Raw genomic sequence first — 16626 nt, forward strand, 5'->3', positions numbered from 1 at the left:
TGGTGGAAGAACGGATGCACACCTCGACACGTCGCCGCTGGCGAATGTCTGCGAGCTTCAACCTCTACTTGAAGCTCAGAGATATGCTGTTTCCTGGTTGCTTGCTTCGACGCTAGGTCGCGAACGTCGCACGATCCGTGCAGTCAGCAGGTGTGTTGCGTTTTGCGCGCCGAATGTCGGCGAGTCGCTTCAACCGGAGCTTGAAGGTTGCCTCACCCGCTGGCCGAGGAACTCCTCAGCGGGTCACGGGGGTCTCGGGACTCGAGACGTCGTAGCTGGAGATGGACTGGTCGGCGGTGGCCGTGACGAGCGCGGCGAGCACCTCCGCCTTGCGGTCGGACTCCTCCGCGCTCCCCCATACGACCTCGGCACCGCTGCGCATCGTCAGACGCACATCGTCGATGCTCTTGGCCGTCACTGCAGCGACGCCAGCCCTGAAGTCGACGGGCAGGGCGAGCGACACGGCCGCCGCAGAGGCGAACGCCTCGGAGTCGACCCCCTCGCCGCCCAATTCGAGAGTCGGGATGTCCCCTGCGGGCTCCGATTGCGTCCAGAGCACCACGCCGGCCGCATCCATGACGTCGTACCCGGATGGCACCGCGACCGCGCCGATCGGCGACCGCTCGACGATCGTGACGACAAGACGGCTCGGCGGCTCGACGCGGATCGAGTAGCTCTGCACCATCACGTAGGACTGGAGTCGGCTCTCGACGTCGTCGTTCGTGACGAGCGCAAGCGGCTGTCCGTGCAGGTCGGCGAGCGATTCGTCGACCTGTGTCGCATCGACGCGCTGCGTGCCGGCGACGACGATCTCGCGCACGGACATGATCGGACTGTAGACGGCGACCGCGACGAACGCGACAAGTGCGGCCAACGCCGCCGCGACCCAGATCAGGATGCGGCGGCGTCGTCTGGCGCGCCAGGTGAATCGGCGCGCATCGTCGCCGAGCACGCTCACGGCTTGCCTGGCTCCTTCGCGCCGAGCGCCTCGAGGAGCTGGGGCACGATGAGGTTGACGTCGCCGCAGCCGAAGGTGATGACGAAATCACCGTCCTGTGAGATCTCGGCGACCGTGTCGGCGGCATCCTGCCAGTCGGGGCGGTAGGCGACCTTGCTGCGGTCGGCGAACGCCTCCTCGACCAGCGCTCCCGTGACACCGGGGATGGGGTCCTCACGTGCGCCGCACACGTCGAGCACGACGGTCTCGTCGGCGAGACGCTCGTACACCGCCGCGAAGACGTCGCTCATGTCGCGCGTCCGCGAGTAGAGGTGCGGCTGGTGGACGGCGATGAGGCGGCCGGAGCCGACGACGGTGCGCGCAGCCGTGAGCGCCGCTTCGACCTCGGCAGGGTGATGGGCGTAGTCGTCGTAGACGCTGACGCCGCTCACCGTGCCGTGGAGCTCGAAGCGTCGCTTGGTGCCCCCGAACGTCGAGAGCGCGTCAAGGACGGCGGCGGGCTCGAAGCCGAGCTGGACGAGGACGACGAACGCGCCGGTCGCGTTGAGCGCGTTGTGGACGCCGGGCACGTGCAGGAGCGCCGGGTAGTCGACACCCTGCCAGGTGACGGTGAAGCGGGTCTCCCCTCCCTCCGACGCGATGTCGGAGACGCGCGCGTCGGCCGTCGGAGCCTGGCCGAAGGTCAGCACCCGCTTGTGGGTGAGCTTCCCGGTCAGCTCGACGGCAAGCGGGTCGTCGCTGGAGATGACCACGGCCTCGCTGGCCGCATCCGCGAACTGGACGAACGCCGCTTCGAAGGCCTCGACGCTGCCGTAGTGGTCGAGGTGGTCGTTGTCGACGTTCGTGATGAGGGCGATCGCCGTGTCGTAGAACAGGAAGGACCCGTCGGACTCGTCGGCCTCGACGACGAAGGCCTCGCCGCTTCCGACGGCGGAGCTCGTCCCCAGGGCCGAGATGATGCCGCCGTTGACGAAGCTCGGGGACGCGTCGAGGGCGTCGAGGGCCGTCACGACCATGCCGGTCGAGGTCGTCTTGCCGTGCGCTCCGGCGACGGAGACGAGGCGGCTCCCGCGCGTGAGCCAGACGAGCGCCTGCGAGCGGTGCAGGATATTCAGCCCACGCTCCTTCGCCAGGACGAGTTCGGGGTTGTCGGGCCAGAGCGCGCTGGTGACCACGATGGTGTCCGCGTCGCCGAGGTGCTCTGCCGCGTGGCCGATCTCCACGCGGGCGCCGCGATCGCGCAGCTCTCGTGTCGCGTAGTTCTCTGTCCGGTCGCTTCCGGAGATCGTGAGGCCGCGGTCGAGCATCATGCGCGCGATGCCGCTCATGCCTGAGCCGCCGATGCCGATGAAGTGCACGTTCCCGATCTCGTCGGGAATCTGCGCGGTGGCGTCTGGATTGATCATTGCTGCTCCTGAGTTCGCTCGATCTGCGAGCTGCGCGGTCTCTTCCGCGTCGATGGTCGAGGGTACTCCGCCTTCACGTCCGACGGTGCCTAGCCGGTCCGAGCGTCCTCGACCGCCTGGTCCAGCAGGGCAACGACCCGAGAGGCCCCGTCGCGCTGGGCTGATGCGCGAGTCGCCTGCTCCATGCGAGCTCGGCGGTCATCGTCGCGGGCGAGGGCGAGGAGCTCCTTCGACGCCCACTCGGGCGCGAAGTCCGCGTCGGCCACCCGTATGGCACCACCTGCGGACAGGACGGAGCGGATGTTGGTGGTCTGGTGGTCGCCGGTGGCGGCAGGGTACGGGATGTAGACGGCCGGGAGGCCGACGACACCGAGCTCGCTGACGGTGGATGCGCCCGCACGCGCGACGGCCAGGTCGGCGGCGGCGAACGCGAGGTCCATGCGGTCGCAGTACTCGAGCACGTGGTAGCCCTCGACGTGGTCGTGCTCGAACTTCGAGAGCCCCCCGACGAGGTGAAGAACCTGCCAGCCCTCGGAGATGAGTTCGGGGACGACGGCTCGGACGGTCTCGTTGACGCGCCGCGCGCCGAGCGAACCGCCGGTGACCAGCAGCGTGCGACGGTCGGGGGCCAGCCCGAAGAACTCGACAGCCTCGTCGCGCTTCGCGGCGCGGTCGAGGTGCTCGATCTCAGCCCGGAGCGGCATCCCGACGGTAACGGCGCCGCGGAGGGGCGTGCCGTCGAAGGCGACGCCCACGCGCTTCGCCCAGCGCGCCCCGAGCTTGTTGGCCATGCCGGGATGGGCGTTGGCCTCGTGGACGACGGTCGGCACGCGCCCCCTCGCGGCCAAGTAGGCGGGGGCTGCGGCATAGCCGCCGAAGCCGGCGACCGCGTCGATGCTGTGCTCGTCGAGCATGCGGCGCACGGAGGCAACCGTCTCACGGAGTCGAGGCAGGAAGGTCAGCACCTGCATGCCCGGGCGGCGCGGGAAGGGCAGCTTCGGAATCGTGAGGAGCTCGTAGCCGCGCGCGGGAACGAGCCGGGCCTCAAGGCCCTCCTTCGTGCCGAGCACGAGGATCTTCGAGTCGGGGTCGCGCTCGCGCAACGCATCCGCGACCGCGAGCAGCGGGTTGACGTGGCCGGCCGTGCCGCCTCCGGCGAGCAGGTAGTTGGTCACGTGCGGGACTCCGATCGCTTCGGGTTGCGGGCGATCGACAAGACTATGCCGATTGCGAAGAGGGTCGTGATGAGCGCCGATCCGCCGGAGGAGACGAGCGGCAATGGCACGCCGAGGACCGGCAGGAAGCCGATGACGACGGCGATGTTCACGAACGCCTGGAAGATCAGCCAGGTGGTCACTGCACCGACGATGGTCTTCGCCGTCCAGTCTTCCGCCTCGTGGTAGATGCGGACGAGGACGACCGCGAGCAGGACGAAGACGCCGATGACGATGATCGCCCCGACGAGCCCGAGCTCCTCCCCGATGATGGCGAAGATGAAGTCGTTGTCGGCCTCTGGCAGCCACGACCACTTGGCCTTCGAGTTGCCGAGCCCCGAGCCGAACAGGCCGCCGGCGGCGAGGGCGTAGAGCCCATGCGCGCTCTGCCAGCCCCAGGTCTCGTAGTCGACGTCTCCGCCGAAGAAGTTCGTGATGCGGGCCATGCGGTTGTCGCTAAAGATCGACAGCAGGAGCGCGGCAGCCACCGCGATGAACCCGGCGAGCCATAGGAACTTGGATGCGACGCCGCCGAAGTAGAGCGCTCCGAGAACGAGCGCGCCGACGACGATCATCGTTCCCAGGTCCTTGCTCAGCGCCATGACGCCGAAGCTCAGGGCGAGGACGGGCAGGATCGGAACCGCGACCTCCTTGGCGACGTGCAGCTTGCCCTGCTTGCGCCCGAGGATGAGGCCGAGCCACAGCACGAGCGCAACCTTGAGCGCCTCCGCGGGCTGCATCGTCGTGAAGCCGAGGTCGATCCAGGCCCGGTTGCCGTTGATGTCGACACCGATGGGGGTGAAGACCAGCGCTTGGAGGATGACGGCGACGAAGAGGGCTGGCCAGGCGATCCGCTTCCAGAACCGCAGCGGCATCCGGGAAGCGAACAGCATGAGCGGGATGCCCAGCGCCGCGAACGTGGCTTGGCTGACGAACCGCGCCGAGACGGCGTTGCCACCCGCGAACTCCTCGACCGAGGAACTCGAGAGCACCATCACGATGCCGAAGGCGACCAGGAAGAGTGTGATCGAGAGCAGGAGCACGAAGTTGCGGTTGACGCCGCGGATGCGCTTCCCGAGCGAGACGACTACGGCGCTCGAGGAGCTCTTGCGTGCGGAACCGCCAGCCGTCGCGCCCGCGCCTGGCCTAGTCGGCGCTGGCGTCCGGCTCGGAGGTGCGGTCCTGGGAGCCTTCTGTCTCGGCATGCCGGCCCCCTTCAAGATGCGACGCGACGGCGAGCGCGAAACGCTGGCCACGGTCGCTGTAACTCACGAACTGGTCCATGGAGGCTGCCGCCGGAGCGAGCAGCACGGTGTCACCGTCCTGCGCGAGCCGCGCGGCTTCCGCCACGGCGCGTCCCATGATGGAGTCAGTGTCGCTCACGTCGATCTCGATGAACGCGACCTCCGGGGCGTGTTGCGCGAACGCGTCGGCCAGTTCGGATCGAGAGACTCCGAGGGCCACCGCACCTCGGAGGCGTCCGGCGTGCTTCGCAACGAGCGGCGCGATGTCGACTCCCTTGAGGAGCCCTCCCACCAGCCAGACGACGCTGCGGTGCGCGGCCAGCGAGGCGTCGGCGGCGTGGACATTGGTCGCCTTCGAGTCGTCGACCCAGAGGACCCCGGCAGCCTCCGCTACGATCTCGTGGCGGTGCCGATCGACCGAGAAGGTCGAGAGCGCCTCGGAGATCGCGGTGACCGGGACGCCGACAGCCCGAACGAGGGCGGCCGCGGCGAGCACATCCTCCACGAGGTGCTTCGAGGAGAGCCCGCGCGGGCGCAGCTCCTCGAGGGTCGCCAGCTCGAGGGCGGTGCGGGCTCGGTCGTCGAGGAACGCACGATCGACCAGGATTCCGTCGACCACGCCGAAGTCGCTCGGCCCCGGCACATCGGTCCCGAACCCGATAGCGCGGCATCCTTCGACGACGTCGGCCGCCTCGACGAGGTCGAGTGTCGCCTCGTCGCCCTTGTTGTAGACGCACGCGATCTGGGCTCGCTCGTAGACGCGGCCCTTCGCGGCGCGGTAGGCCTCAGCGCCGCCGTGCCAGTCGAGGTGGTCGTCGGCGATGTTGAGGACGACCGCGGCGTGCGCCGACATGGAGTGCAGGGAGTGGAGCTGGAAGCTCGAGAGCTCGACCACGAGCAGTTGGAACTCGGCGGGGTCGCGGAGCACATCGAGGACAGGGACGCCGATGTTGCCGCAGGGGGCGGTGCGGATACCCGCGGCCAGTCCCATGTGCGCTGCGAGCTGGGTTGTCGTCGTCTTGCCGTTCGTCCCCGTGACGGCGAGCCAGGGGGCAGGGTCACCGAACTTGTCGCGGAGCCGCCAGGCCAGCTCGACGTCACCCCACACCGGCGCGTCGAGGGCGTCGGCGGCGACGATGAGCGGGTGGCTCGGGGCGAAACCAGGAGACGCGACGATGAGGTCGGCCTCCAGGGCCCTGAGCGCGTCGACGGCGGACTCGTCGCTGTCGGCGATCGTCACGGGAACGTCGAGCACCTCGAGGATGCGCTCACGCTCGTCATCGTGCGACTGCGCGATGACGTGCGGCTTGGCGCCGAGCTCAGCGAGGGTGTCCGCGACGGAGAACCCCGTCTTGCCCAGGCCGAGCACCGCGACCGACAGGCCGGTCCAGTCGTCGTGCCAGCTCCGGAGACCGTCGACCTCGCGGCCTGTTCCCTCGCGGATCACGTCGTGACTCCCCACTCGGCGTAGAAGAGTCCGATGCCGAGCGCGGCGCAGAGTCCGGCGATGATCCAGAACCGGACGACGACCGTGGTCTCGGCCCAGCCCTTGAGCTCGAAGTGGTGGTGGATGGGGCTCATGAGGAAGATGCGCTTGCCCTTGGTGAGCTTGAAGTAGATGCGCTGCACGATCACGGAGCCGGTCGTCATGACGAAGAGGCCACCGATGAGGACGAGCAGCAGCTCGGTGCGGGTGATGATGGCGAAGGCGGCGATCGCGCCGCCGAGACCGAGCGAACCCGTGTCTCCCATGAAGATCTGCGCAGGCGAGGTGTTCCACCAGAGGAAACCGATGAGCGCACCGGCGATGCCTGCCGCCACGATGGCGACGTCGAGGGGCGCGTAGGCCGTGTAGCAGGCCGACTCGAGCGACTCGGCCAGGCGCTCCGTGCCGCAGGCCTGGTTGAACTGCCAGTAGGCGATGATGCCGTAGGAGCCGATCGAGATGATCGACGCACCGGTCGCGAGGCCGTCGAGGCCGTCCGTCACGTTCACCGCGTTCGACGTCGCCGTCGTGATGACGACGATCCAGACGATGAGGGCGATCGTTCCCGCGATGGCGCCGAGCGCCATGAAGTCGATCGGCAGGTCTCGGATGAACGAGATGTGCGTCGAGAGGACCGGGACGCCGTCGGGGTTGCGGTACTGCAGGCCGATGACGGCGAACAGCCCGGCGACGATCACCTGCCCGACGATCTTCGACCAGCCACCGAGGCCGAGGGACTGCTGCTTGCGGACCTTCAGGAAGTCGTCGATGAAGCCGATGACACCGAGGCCGACCATCATGCCGAGGATGAGGAGTCCGGCGGCCGTGACCTGGTCGCCCGTGGCCAGCGTCGCGATGAAGTACGCCAGCACGGAGCCGACGATGAAGACGATGCCGCCCATGGTCGCGGTTCCGCGCTTCGAGTGGTGGGCTTCCGGCCCGTCCTCGCGGATGAACTGGCCCCACTCGAGCTTGTGGAACAGGCGGATGAAGAGCGGCGTCATGAACAGCGTGAACGCCAGCCCGACACCTCCGGCAATAAGGATCGCAATCACGCGAAGTGCCCCCTGAGGTGCTCGGAGAAACGGTCTCCGAGGTGTCGGAGGCCCGCTGAGTTCGAAGACTTGACGAGGACCAGGTCACCCGGGCGCGTCTCACGGACCATCAGCTCGTACGCCTCGTCCATGGACTCGACGAAGATCGACTCCCCATCCCAGGAGCCCTGGGCGATCGCTCCGAGGTGCAGCGCGCGGGCGTCGCGGCCGACGACGATGAGCTGGTCGATGCCGAGGCGGACGGCGAGGAGTCCGAGGCGGTCGTGCTCCTCGATGGAGGCATCCCCGAGCTCGCTCATGGCGCCGAGCACCGCGACCGTGCGGGCGCCGCTCGGCGCGATCTGAGCGATCGTCTTGAGGGCGGCGGCCATGGAGTCGGGGCTCGCGTTGTAGGCATCGTTGATGAGGTGCACGGAGCCGGCGTGCTGGAGCTCCATACGCCACTGCTCGGCGCGTGTCACGCACTGGAGGGCGTCACGGATCTCGGTGGCCGGCACCGCCTGCGTGTGGGCGGCCGCCGCCGCGGCGAGCGCGTTGGTGACGTGGTGCTCCCCGATCACGTTGAAGCGGACGACGACGGGTTCCTGCTCGGGAAGGTGCAGCGTGAACTCCGTCCCGTCGAGGCTCGTCGAGACCTCGCTCGCGCGAACGTCCGCTCGCTCGCCTCGACCGAACCACAGCACGTTCGCGTCGGTCTTGTCTGCCATCGAGGCGACGCGCGCATCGTCGGCGTTGAGCACGGCGGTGTCCCCAGTCACGAGCCCTTGCACCATCTCGGTCTTCGAGGTGAGCGTGACCTCGATGCCGCCGAACTCGCCCGCGTGCGCGAGGCCGACTGTCAGCACGATGCCGACGTCCGGCTTGGCCATCGAGATGAGCCTGCGGATCTCGCCGGGAGCGCTCGCGCCCATCTCGGCGATGAGGGTCTGCGTCTCCTCTGTGAGCTTCAGGAACGTCAGCGGGGCGCCCACCTCGTTGTTGAAGCTGGCGATGGGCGCGACCGTCTCGCCTCGCGCCGAGAAGATCTCGTTGAGGAGGTTCTTCGTCGTCGTCTTCCCGTTCGACCCGGTGACCGCGATCGTGACGAGCTGTCCGCGGGACTTCACGCGCGTCACGACCTCGGTTGCGAGGCGTCCGAGGGCGAGGACGGCGTCGTCGACGACGACCTGCGTGACGGGAAGGTCGAGGGCGCGCTCGACGATGAGGAGCGAGGCGCCGTTCTCGACGGCCTTCGGGGCGAAGAGGTGCCCGTCGGTGACCTCGCCCGGCTTGGCGACGAAGATGTCGCCCGGACGGATGAGTCGGGAATCGGTGTCGACGGTGCCGCTGAACACGCTCTCGAGCGTGTCGTCGCCCACGGGACGTGCCTCTCCCCCGGTGATGTCAGCGATCTCGCGAAGTCGGAGTTCGATCATCCGCTCACCACCCTGCTTCCCTGAGCGCCGCTCTGGCCTCGTCTCGTGCCGAATACTGGATCTTGGTGCCCGCGACCTCGGTGTAGCTCTCGTGGCCTGGGCCGGCAACGAGGATAGTGTCCTCCGGCCCTGCGAGCGAAACCGCCTTGCGCAGCCCGAGGCTCGCGTCGGCGATCTCGTGCAGCTCCCGGTCAGGGTGGCTCGCCTTCACGCTCTCGACGAGCACCTTCCTGATCTCGTCAGGGTCCTCGGTGCGCGGGTTGTAGTCGGTGATGATGACGACGTCGCTGCCAGCTGCCGCGACCCGTGCCATCTCCGGGCGCTTGGTGCGGTCACGGTCGCCATCGGCGCCGAAGACCATGAACAGGCGGCCGGTGGTCATCTCCCGGAGGGCGCCGAGCGTCTGCTCGAAGGCGTCGGGGGTGTGCCCGTAGTCCACGTAGAGGCGCGGCCCCTCGTCTCCGGAGACCAGCTCGAGTCGTCCGGGCACGAAGGCGTCGATGCCGCCGTCACGTTCGAGCACTTCCGCGATCTCGCCGAGGTCGTAGCCGGACTCGACGAGCATCGCGATCGCCAGCCCGGCGTTCGCCGCCGAGAACCAGCCGGGCATCGGGATGCTCGAGTGCAGCACTCGGTCGTCCGGGCTCGTGAGCGTGAAGCTCGTGCTGCCGCCTTCTGCGCCCGTGACGACGAGGTTCCAGTCGGCCTCGGTTCCGGGCTTGGAGGAGATCGTCGTGACGGGGATGCGGGAGTCCTCGACGACCCGCGCGCCCCACTCGGAGTCGAGCGAGACCACGCCGCGTCGCGCGCGTTCCGGGGTGAAGAGCTTGAGCTTCTCGCCGAAGTACTCCTCGAAGTCGACATAGTCGTCGAGGTGGTCGTGCGAGAGGTTGATGAAGCCGACGACGTCGAACTCGATGCCGTCGACACGGTGACGCGTCACGGCCTGGGCGGACACCTCGATGCTCGCCGCGTGGACCCCGACTTCGCGCATGCGGGCGAGCAGAGCGTGGAGCTCGCTCGCTTCCGGGGTGGTCAGGTTCGCCTCGATGCGCTCCTCGCCGATGCGGCGTTCGACCGTGGTCGTGAGGCCCGTGACGACGCCGAGCTGCAGCAGGAGCCCGTCGAGGATGTAGACGACAGAGGTCTTGCCGTTGGTTCCTGTGACGCCGAAGAGCTTCGGCTGGTCGGGGTCGGTCCGGTAGATCCAGGCGGAGACGTCGCCGAGCGCCAGGCGGGGCTCCTCCGTGACGAGCACGGGAACGCCGACCTCGCCGGCGAGTGCGGCACCGGCCGCGTCGGTGAGGATGGCGACGGCGCCGGCTTCCTCGGCTTTCGCGGCGTAGCTGGCGCCGTGCACTCGCGCGCCGGGCAGCCCCACGTAGAGGTCGCCGGACTCGACATCCATCGAGGAGATGGAGACGCCGGTCACCTCGACCTGGTCGACGCCTTCTGGGGCGTCGAGTCCGAAGTGCGCGCACAGCTCAGAGAGAGAGCGCGGCACTGGATGGGATGGACGGATGCTTGCTGCGGGCATGACTTCCTGTGCAGTAGTGCGGATCAGAACGTGGTCGGTATGGTCGGCCACGGACTCGGCGATGGTGCCACCCGGTTGGATTGGAGTACGTACGCCATGACATCGTGCCATGCTGGCGCGGTGGCGGCGCTTCCAGTCATCGTAGTTGGGTTCATGATCGAGACCGTCACGACGTACTTCGGGTCGTCGATGGGGGCGACTCCGGCCATGGAGGCCATGTACTGCCCCTGCAGGTAGGTGCCGTCGCCCGCCGAGACCTCGGCCGTGCCCGTCTTGATTCCGACTCGGTACCCGGGGATCGCGACCTGCTTGGCGAGGCTTCCGCTCTGTGCCGTGGCCTCGAGGAGGGTGAGCGTGTCGGTTGCCGCCTGTGCGGAGACGACCTGACGCGGCTCGCCCGGTTCCGTCTCCTGGAAGCCGTCTTCGGTCTCGCAGCCCTCGACGAGCTGGACGGGGAGCCGTTGTCCGCCGTTCGCGATGGTCGCGTAGGCGCTCGCCATCTGGGGGGCGGTGACCTGCAGGCCCTGACCGAACATCGTGGCGTAGTTCGTCTGCGGGTCCCAGTCCTCCCACGGGTGGACGGTGCCGGACTCCTCGCCGAGGAAGTCGGCCTCGGTGTCGGCGTTGAGCCCGAAGTCGAGCATGTAGTCGTAGCGTTCGCTGGCACTCAGGCGCTCGCCCATCATGGCGATGCCGATGTTGGAGGAGCGCGTCATGATGCCGGCCGCGGTCCAGCGCTCGTCGCCGTGCGCCCAGTCGTCGCCGAAGCTCACGTCGGTCTGCTCGAAGCGGCCGGGAACGGTGATCTGCTCGCCCGGCGTTGAGAGCCCCTTGTCGAAGACCATGGCTGCGGTGAGGGCCTTCATCGTCGAGCCGGGCTCGTACGGCGCGGTGAACGCGCGCGAGCCGCGAGCCTCGGTTGCCGTGGCGCCCGGGTCGTTGGGGTCGACGGATGGGTAGTCGGCGACCGCGAGGACCTTGCCCGTCTCGACTTCCACGACGGTCGCGTGCCCCCACTTCCCGCCCATCGCGGTGACCTGCTCGGCGAGCACCTGCAGGGCGTACCACTGCAGGTCGGCGTCGACCGTGAGCTTGAGCGTGCCGCCCTGCTTGGCCTCGGTGAGCGTGACCTCGGTGCCGGGGATGCGCACGTTATCCGCACTGCGCTCATAGGTCTCCTCGCCGTCGATGCCGGCGAGGCACTGGTTCTCCGAGAGCTCGAGGCCGGCGAGGGGCTCGCCGTCTGCACCCAGGAACCCGGTGAGGTTGCCCGCCACCTGCCCGTTCGGGTACACGCGGGCGGCTTCACGTTTGGGGTAGATCCATGGGATCTCGAGCGCACGGATCTTCTCGTAGGCCGCGAGCTCGAGGCCTCGGCTGAGGTACGCGAAGTTGCTGTTGGGGTCGATCGCGAGGGCCGCATCCACGACGCCGACGAGCTCCGCCTGCTGCTGGCCGGTGATCGCGGCGATCTCACCGAGCGCCTGCTCGCGCGAGACCTTCGTGGTCTTTCCGTCCTCACCCTCGCGAGGGAACTCACCCACGTTCACGGGAGCGACCGTGAGGTCGAAGCGGTCGGCGGAGTCGGCGAGGATCTCACCGTTCTTGTCGACGATCGACCCGCGCTCGCTGAAGATCGTGCTGGAGACGCCGCGCTTCGATTCGGCGTCGGCGTTGATGGTCGAGGCCGAGACGAGCTGCACGTCGATCAGGCGGACCCCGAAGGCGATGAGCACTGCGGTCACCAGGATGATGACGAGGCCAGCCCTGCGCCTGGACACTTTCGGTGACACGGTGGTCCTCCCCCTTGTTCGGCTCTGCTCCCAGCTGAGTGGCCTCTCGGCGCCTCAGCCTCGTCGTGGTTCTACCTCGTCGAAGGAGAGCGCAGCTCGGTGACAGACGGTACTTCAGGCGCGGCTGCCTGCTGCGGTGAAACTCCGTCGGCGGCGGGAGCCGGTGCCGGCTGCGTCACTTCGTTGGTGACGAGACCCGTGTTGATGGGCGCGGATGTGCCGGTGGAGCTCGCGTCCGTCGCGAGCGACGCGCTCCCGACCTGCAGGAACGCCTGCGAGTCGGTGGGAACCATGCCCAGCTTCGTGGCCTCGACGGCGAGGTTCTGCGCCGAGGACATGGCGCTCAGCTCCTCGAGCGCGGCCGACTCCTCGCGCTGCAGCTCCGTCTGGGTCTGCTCGAGGCCGCTCACCTCGTAGGCCCCCTGCGAGATTGCGATGCTCAGGGCGAGCTGGGTGACGAACACGCCCGCGAGGATGCCGAGCGAGATCATGATCGAGCGCAGGCTCGGCAGGCGCCGAGCGCTTGGCGCTTCGACGAGGCGCAGCCGAGGAGACTGCGCCTGCTTCTTGGGGGCTGCCTTGGACCGACGGGGTGCCGTGGATCCTCGAAGGATGCTCGTTGCTGCCGTCATGCCCGTGGACTCCTTACTCGTTCAACCGCGCGCAGGCGCACGGGCAGTGCTCGTGGATTGATCTCGCCTTCTGCGGCACCGGCGCGCTCGGCTCCGCGCACGAGGCGCGAGAACTCGGGCTTGTGCTCGGGAAGCTCGACCGGTAATCCGCTTGGCGCGGTCGACGTGGTCTTCGCCTCGAAGAGTCGCTTCACGAAGCGGTCCTCGAGCGACTGGTAGGCCTCGACGACGACGCGGCCGCCGACGACGACACGGTCGAGCGCCTGGGGAAGCGCGCGCTCGAGGGCGCCCAGTTCGGCGTTCACCTCGATGCGAAGCGCCTGGAAGACGCGCTTCGCGGGGTGACCCGCGTCGCGCTTGGCCGCCGGGGTCGCGCGCTGGAGCACATCGACGAGCTGCCCGGTGGTCTCGATCGGCGCCTGGGCGCGCTCTCGCACGATCCAGCTCGCGTACCGGGGCGCCAGCTTCTCGTCGCCGTAGCGGTAGAAGAGCTCCTTGAGCTCGTCCTCACCGTAGGACGCGACGATCTCGGCTGCCGTGACGCCCTTCGTGGCGTCCATGCGCATGTCGAGCGGCGCATCCTGGATGTACGAGAAGCCGCGACTGGCCTCGTCAAGCTGCAGCGAGGACACACCGAGGTCGAACAAGACGGCGTCGACCGTGCCGATGCCGAGCTTGTCGAGTGACGACTCGAACTCGTCGTAGACGGCGTGCACCAGCGTGACGCGGTCGCCGAAGCGGGCGAGCCGACGGCCGGCGAGCCCAAGGGCCTCGGAGTCGCGGTCGAAGCCGACCAGCCGGGCATTCGGGCAGCGATCGAGGACGGCCTCGCTGTGCCCGCCCATGCCGAGTGTCGCGTCGACGTAGATGCTGCCGGGACTCTGCAGGGCCGGCGCAAGGAGCTCAACGCATCGCTCGAGGAGCACCGGCGTGTGCAGCATCGCGGGGTCGCGCTCGCTGCCCCCACTGTCCTGGACGTTCTGGTTGTTCTCTGTCATGACGTTTCGGGTTCCTCCCTGATCACTGATTCCCATCCGTTCTCTCACCCCCGCCGGGAAGGGCGAGGGGAGCGAAGTGGAGATTCCATCTGCCGCCGGGGAAGTGGCTTCAGATGGGGCTCCTGCGGTACTGCTGTGCTCTGCTGCGAGGGAAGGCGCTTCAGAGCGGAACGGCTGAGAATCGGCGGTCAGGGTCAGAAGAGTCCCGGGATCACCTCCTCAGCGGTCTCGGAGAAGGCGGCCTCGTTTGCCTCGACGTAGGTGTTCCAGGCCTCGGCGTCCCAGATCTCGGCGCGCGTTCCGGCCCCGATGACAGCCAGTTCGCGGTCGAGTCCGGCGTACTGCCTGAGCTGCTGCGGGATCGTGACGCGGTTCTGGCGGTCTGGCGCCTCCGCGTGCGCACCGGACAGCAGGAGGCGCAGGTAGTCGCGCGCCTGCTTGCTCGTGACGGGCGCCTGACGGATGCGGTTGTGGAGCTCCTCGAACTCGCTCGTCGAGAAGACGTAGACGCAGCGGTCCTGCCCACGGGTCAGCACGACGCCCTCCGCGAGCTCATCCCGGAACTTGGCCGGAAGGATGAGCCGCCCCTTCTCATCGAGCTTGGGCGAGTACGTGCCAAGGAACATGCACGCCTCCCTCCCCGTCGCTGAATCCCCACAAGCTCCACTTTACTCCACAACCAACCACCTAGCTACGCAAACACCCGATTTGCTCCCTGTGAATGCGAGAAGAGGCCAGTAAATTACTGGCCTCTGCATGGTGGAGGAAAGTGGAGCTAGTTGGTGCCATTCAGGGCACAAAAAACGGGACCGGCCAGGTGGCCGGTCCCGTTGGTGGTGCGAAGTGGTGGGTGGTGGTGGTGGTAGTAGTAGTAGTGCGAGGTGGGGCCGCTGGGCGCCCGCTCCCGCTACTCCCCCTGCTGCCGCTTGTCCCAGCGATTGCCGAGCTTGTCCATGAAGGACCCATCCGAAGACTCGCCGCGCTTCGGCGACGGGCGACCGGTCGGCAGCGGATCGGATTCCGAGGCGCCCTTCGGGGCCGCGAACGCGTAGACCACGCCCGCGAGCATCAGCACGAACCCGACAACCCCCAGGACAGGGATGTTGGTCGCGACGCCGGCGACGACGACGCCGATGCCGACCGCGACGGAAAGAAACGCGACGACGACGGCTCGCGTGGTGACCGCAGCACCGCTTCTCGGCGATGTGGAGACAACGTCCGCATCGTTCTGATAGAAGCTGCGCTCCATCTCATCAAGCAACCGCTGCTCTTGCTCAGATAGTGCCATGTTGACCTCGTGCTCAAGGGGGCGATCGGAGCCCCGCTCCGAAGTATTGCGCCCATTGTAGGCGCGCACACCTGGGTAGAGTGGTGTCGTGTCTGAGAGTTCCTCGCTGTCCTCCAAAGTCCAGCGTCGTCTGGACGCAACAATCGACGAGAACCTGCGAGTTCTCGGCCCGATCGGCGTCGACGTGCCCGCCTTCCTCGAGCAGGCCGCGAGCTTCACGACGGGCGGCAAGCGACTTCGCGCGTCCTTCTGCGCCGCAGGCTTCGGCAGCGCGACCGGCACGAGCGACCACACTGAGGCCGTCGTCCGCGCCGCTGCCTCCATCGAGTTCTTCCACGCCGCCGCTCTCGTCCACGACGACATCATCGATCGCTCTGACACGCGGCGAGGCGCCCCCTCCACGCATCGCGCCTTCGCACGCCATCACCGCGCGTCGGCCTGGGCAGGCGACGAGACGCACTTCGGCCTGAGCGCCGCGATCCTGCTCGGTGATCTCCTGCTCGTCTGGAGCGACCAGCTCTTCGTCGAGGCCTGCGCCCTCGTCTCCCCTGAGAACGCGGTTCGTGCACGGGCGGAGTTCAGCAAGATGCGCAGCGAGGTGACCGTCGGGCAGTACCTCGACCTCGTTGAAGAGGTCGCGTGGCCGGTTGTGCCCATCGATGCACGAGCCTCCCGAGCGAAGACCATCGCCATCTCGAAATCGGCGCGATACAGCGTCGAGGAGCCGCTCGTGCTCGGCGCGCTGCTCGGAGGGGCATCCGACTCGCACGTCGAGCAGATCCGCTCGTTCGGACTGCCGCTCGGACTCGCCTTCCAGCTCAGGGACGACGTCCTCGGCGTCTTCGGCGACGAGGCCGTGACCGGCAAGCCGAGCGGTGACGACCTGCGGGAGGGAAAGCGCACGCTCATGATCGCCGCGGCGCAGGAGCTGGCGGCACCGGATGACTCGGCGCGTCTCGACGAGCTCCTGGGCGACCCGGATCTGAGCGACGCCGACATCACGTGGATGCAGTCCCTCATCGCCGAGTCAGGTGGACTTCAGCGCACCGAGGATCTCATCAGCACGTCGTTGGGCGAGGCGCTCACCGGCCTGGCGGCGATCGAACTCGACAGCGAGTCGCGGCAGCTACTCGAGGACCTCGCGGAGCGCACCGCGCACCGCGCACACTGACAGGGCCGCAGACCCGCAGCGCAGCAGCCACGAGCGCCCAAGGACGTTCGGTCCCCGTCCATGCCGGCGCCTCAGATGGCGAGGAGCTGCACCGCGTGACGAACCTGCGTCTTGCGGCCCTCGACGAGCGCGTCCACGGGGGCGACGCCGAGCGTCTCGTCGACGCTCAGGAGCCAGACCATCTGCTCGTGCGCGCTTAGCCCCGCGTCCGCGAGCAGGAAGAGCGTGCCACGGAGGCCGACGAGCGGCTCCCCGTCCTTGATGAACTCTCGCGGGATGCGCGGCTCGCGTTCGATGCGGAACGAAAGCAGCTGCTTGTCCTCGATCAGGGTCGACACGCGCCCCGTCGAGACGCCGAGCTCGGCAGCGGCCTGGGGAATCGTGTACCACTCGCGGGTACTGAAGACGTCACTCACGTCTCACATCGTC

At 68.2% G+C, this 16626-nt stretch carries 15 protein-coding genes; 1 reads left to right on the forward strand and 14 read right to left on the reverse strand.

Annotation, left to right across the window (positions count from 1 at the left end):
- Positions 1 to 235 precede the first annotated feature (235 nt).
- The 13 genes from ABVF28_RS10610 to ABVF28_RS10670 all read right to left on the reverse strand — a co-directional run bounded on the left by ABVF28_RS10610 (position 236) and on the right by ABVF28_RS10670 (position 15095).
- On the reverse strand, positions 236 to 958 hold the full coding sequence (locus ABVF28_RS10610; protein WP_371030431.1) for an FtsQ-type POTRA domain-containing protein: 723 nt from the start codon (positions 956 to 958) through the stop codon (positions 236 to 238).
- Entirely contained in the window at positions 955 to 2364 is a 1410-nt protein-coding gene (gene murC / locus ABVF28_RS10615) for a UDP-N-acetylmuramate--L-alanine ligase (protein ID WP_179556810.1), read from the reverse strand. Before murC ends, ABVF28_RS10610 begins: the two co-directional genes overlap by 4 nt.
- A gap of 89 nt (positions 2365 to 2453) precedes the next feature.
- Positions 2454 to 3539, reverse strand: a complete 1086-nt coding sequence (gene murG, locus ABVF28_RS10620) for an undecaprenyldiphospho-muramoylpentapeptide beta-N-acetylglucosaminyltransferase (RefSeq protein ID WP_371030432.1) — start codon at positions 3537 to 3539, stop codon at positions 2454 to 2456.
- Positions 3536 to 4783 (reverse strand): putative lipid II flippase FtsW, encoded by a 1248-nt coding sequence (gene ftsW, locus ABVF28_RS10625; RefSeq protein WP_371030434.1) that lies wholly within the window; start codon positions 4781 to 4783, stop codon positions 3536 to 3538. The genes murG and ftsW overlap by 4 nt, the downstream gene beginning before the upstream one ends.
- Positions 4725 to 6269 carry a UDP-N-acetylmuramoyl-L-alanine--D-glutamate ligase gene (murD, locus tag ABVF28_RS10630; RefSeq protein ID WP_371030435.1) on the reverse strand — a complete coding sequence of 515 codons (1545 nt, stop codon included), beginning with the start codon at positions 6267 to 6269 and terminating at the stop codon, positions 4725 to 4727. The genes ftsW and murD overlap by 59 nt, the downstream gene beginning before the upstream one ends.
- Positions 6266 to 7363, reverse strand: a complete 1098-nt coding sequence (mraY, locus tag ABVF28_RS10635; RefSeq protein ID WP_104311842.1) for a phospho-N-acetylmuramoyl-pentapeptide-transferase — start codon at positions 7361 to 7363, stop codon at positions 6266 to 6268. The genes murD and mraY overlap by 4 nt, the downstream gene beginning before the upstream one ends.
- On the reverse strand, positions 7360 to 8778 hold the full coding sequence (murF, locus tag ABVF28_RS10640; protein WP_371030436.1) for a UDP-N-acetylmuramoyl-tripeptide--D-alanyl-D-alanine ligase: 1419 nt from the start codon (positions 8776 to 8778) through the stop codon (positions 7360 to 7362). Before murF ends, mraY begins: the two co-directional genes overlap by 4 nt.
- A 4-nt stretch (positions 8779 to 8782) precedes the next feature.
- A complete protein-coding gene (locus ABVF28_RS10645; protein ID WP_371030437.1) occupies positions 8783 to 10315 on the reverse strand; it encodes a Mur ligase family protein in 1533 nt (510 codons plus the stop codon).
- 23 nt (positions 10316 to 10338) lie between these two features.
- The gene (locus ABVF28_RS10650) at positions 10339 to 12108 is read right to left on the reverse strand and encodes a peptidoglycan D,D-transpeptidase FtsI family protein (protein WP_371030438.1); all 1770 of its coding nucleotides are present in this window, start codon (positions 12106 to 12108) and stop codon (positions 10339 to 10341) included.
- 71 nt (positions 12109 to 12179) lie between these two features.
- A complete protein-coding gene (locus ABVF28_RS10655; protein ID WP_104311838.1) occupies positions 12180 to 12740 on the reverse strand; it encodes a hypothetical protein in 561 nt (186 codons plus the stop codon).
- Positions 12737 to 13681: a 16S rRNA (cytosine(1402)-N(4))-methyltransferase RsmH gene (gene rsmH / locus ABVF28_RS10660; RefSeq protein ID WP_371030487.1), complete on the reverse strand. Its 945-nt coding sequence runs from the start codon at positions 13679 to 13681 to the stop codon at positions 12737 to 12739. Before rsmH ends, ABVF28_RS10655 begins: the two co-directional genes overlap by 4 nt.
- A gap of 251 nt (positions 13682 to 13932) precedes the next feature.
- On the reverse strand, positions 13933 to 14364 hold the full coding sequence (gene mraZ / locus ABVF28_RS10665; protein WP_371030439.1) for a division/cell wall cluster transcriptional repressor MraZ: 432 nt from the start codon (positions 14362 to 14364) through the stop codon (positions 13933 to 13935).
- 281 nt (positions 14365 to 14645) lie between these two features.
- Positions 14646 to 15095: a DUF3040 domain-containing protein gene (locus ABVF28_RS10670; protein WP_371030440.1), complete on the reverse strand. Its 450-nt coding sequence runs from the start codon at positions 15093 to 15095 to the stop codon at positions 14646 to 14648.
- Between the two features lie 19 nt (positions 15096 to 15114).
- Here ABVF28_RS10670 and ABVF28_RS10675 point away from each other — a divergent pair, with 19 nt between their 5' ends.
- Positions 15115 to 16197 (forward strand): polyprenyl synthetase family protein, encoded by a 1083-nt coding sequence (locus tag ABVF28_RS10675; protein ID WP_371030441.1) that lies wholly within the window; start codon positions 15115 to 15117, stop codon positions 16195 to 16197.
- 71 nt (positions 16198 to 16268) lie between these two features.
- Here the strand turns inward: ABVF28_RS10675 and ABVF28_RS10680 are convergent, their stop codons facing one another.
- Complete coding sequence (locus tag ABVF28_RS10680) at positions 16269 to 16613, reverse strand: Rv2175c family DNA-binding protein (protein WP_104252820.1); 345 nt, start codon at positions 16611 to 16613, stop codon at positions 16269 to 16271.
- Between the last annotated feature and the right edge of the window lie 13 nt (positions 16614 to 16626).

Source organism: Pseudoclavibacter sp. JSM 162008 (assembly GCF_041366455.1).
Lineage (GTDB): Bacteria > Actinomycetota > Actinomycetes > Actinomycetales > Microbacteriaceae > Pseudoclavibacter.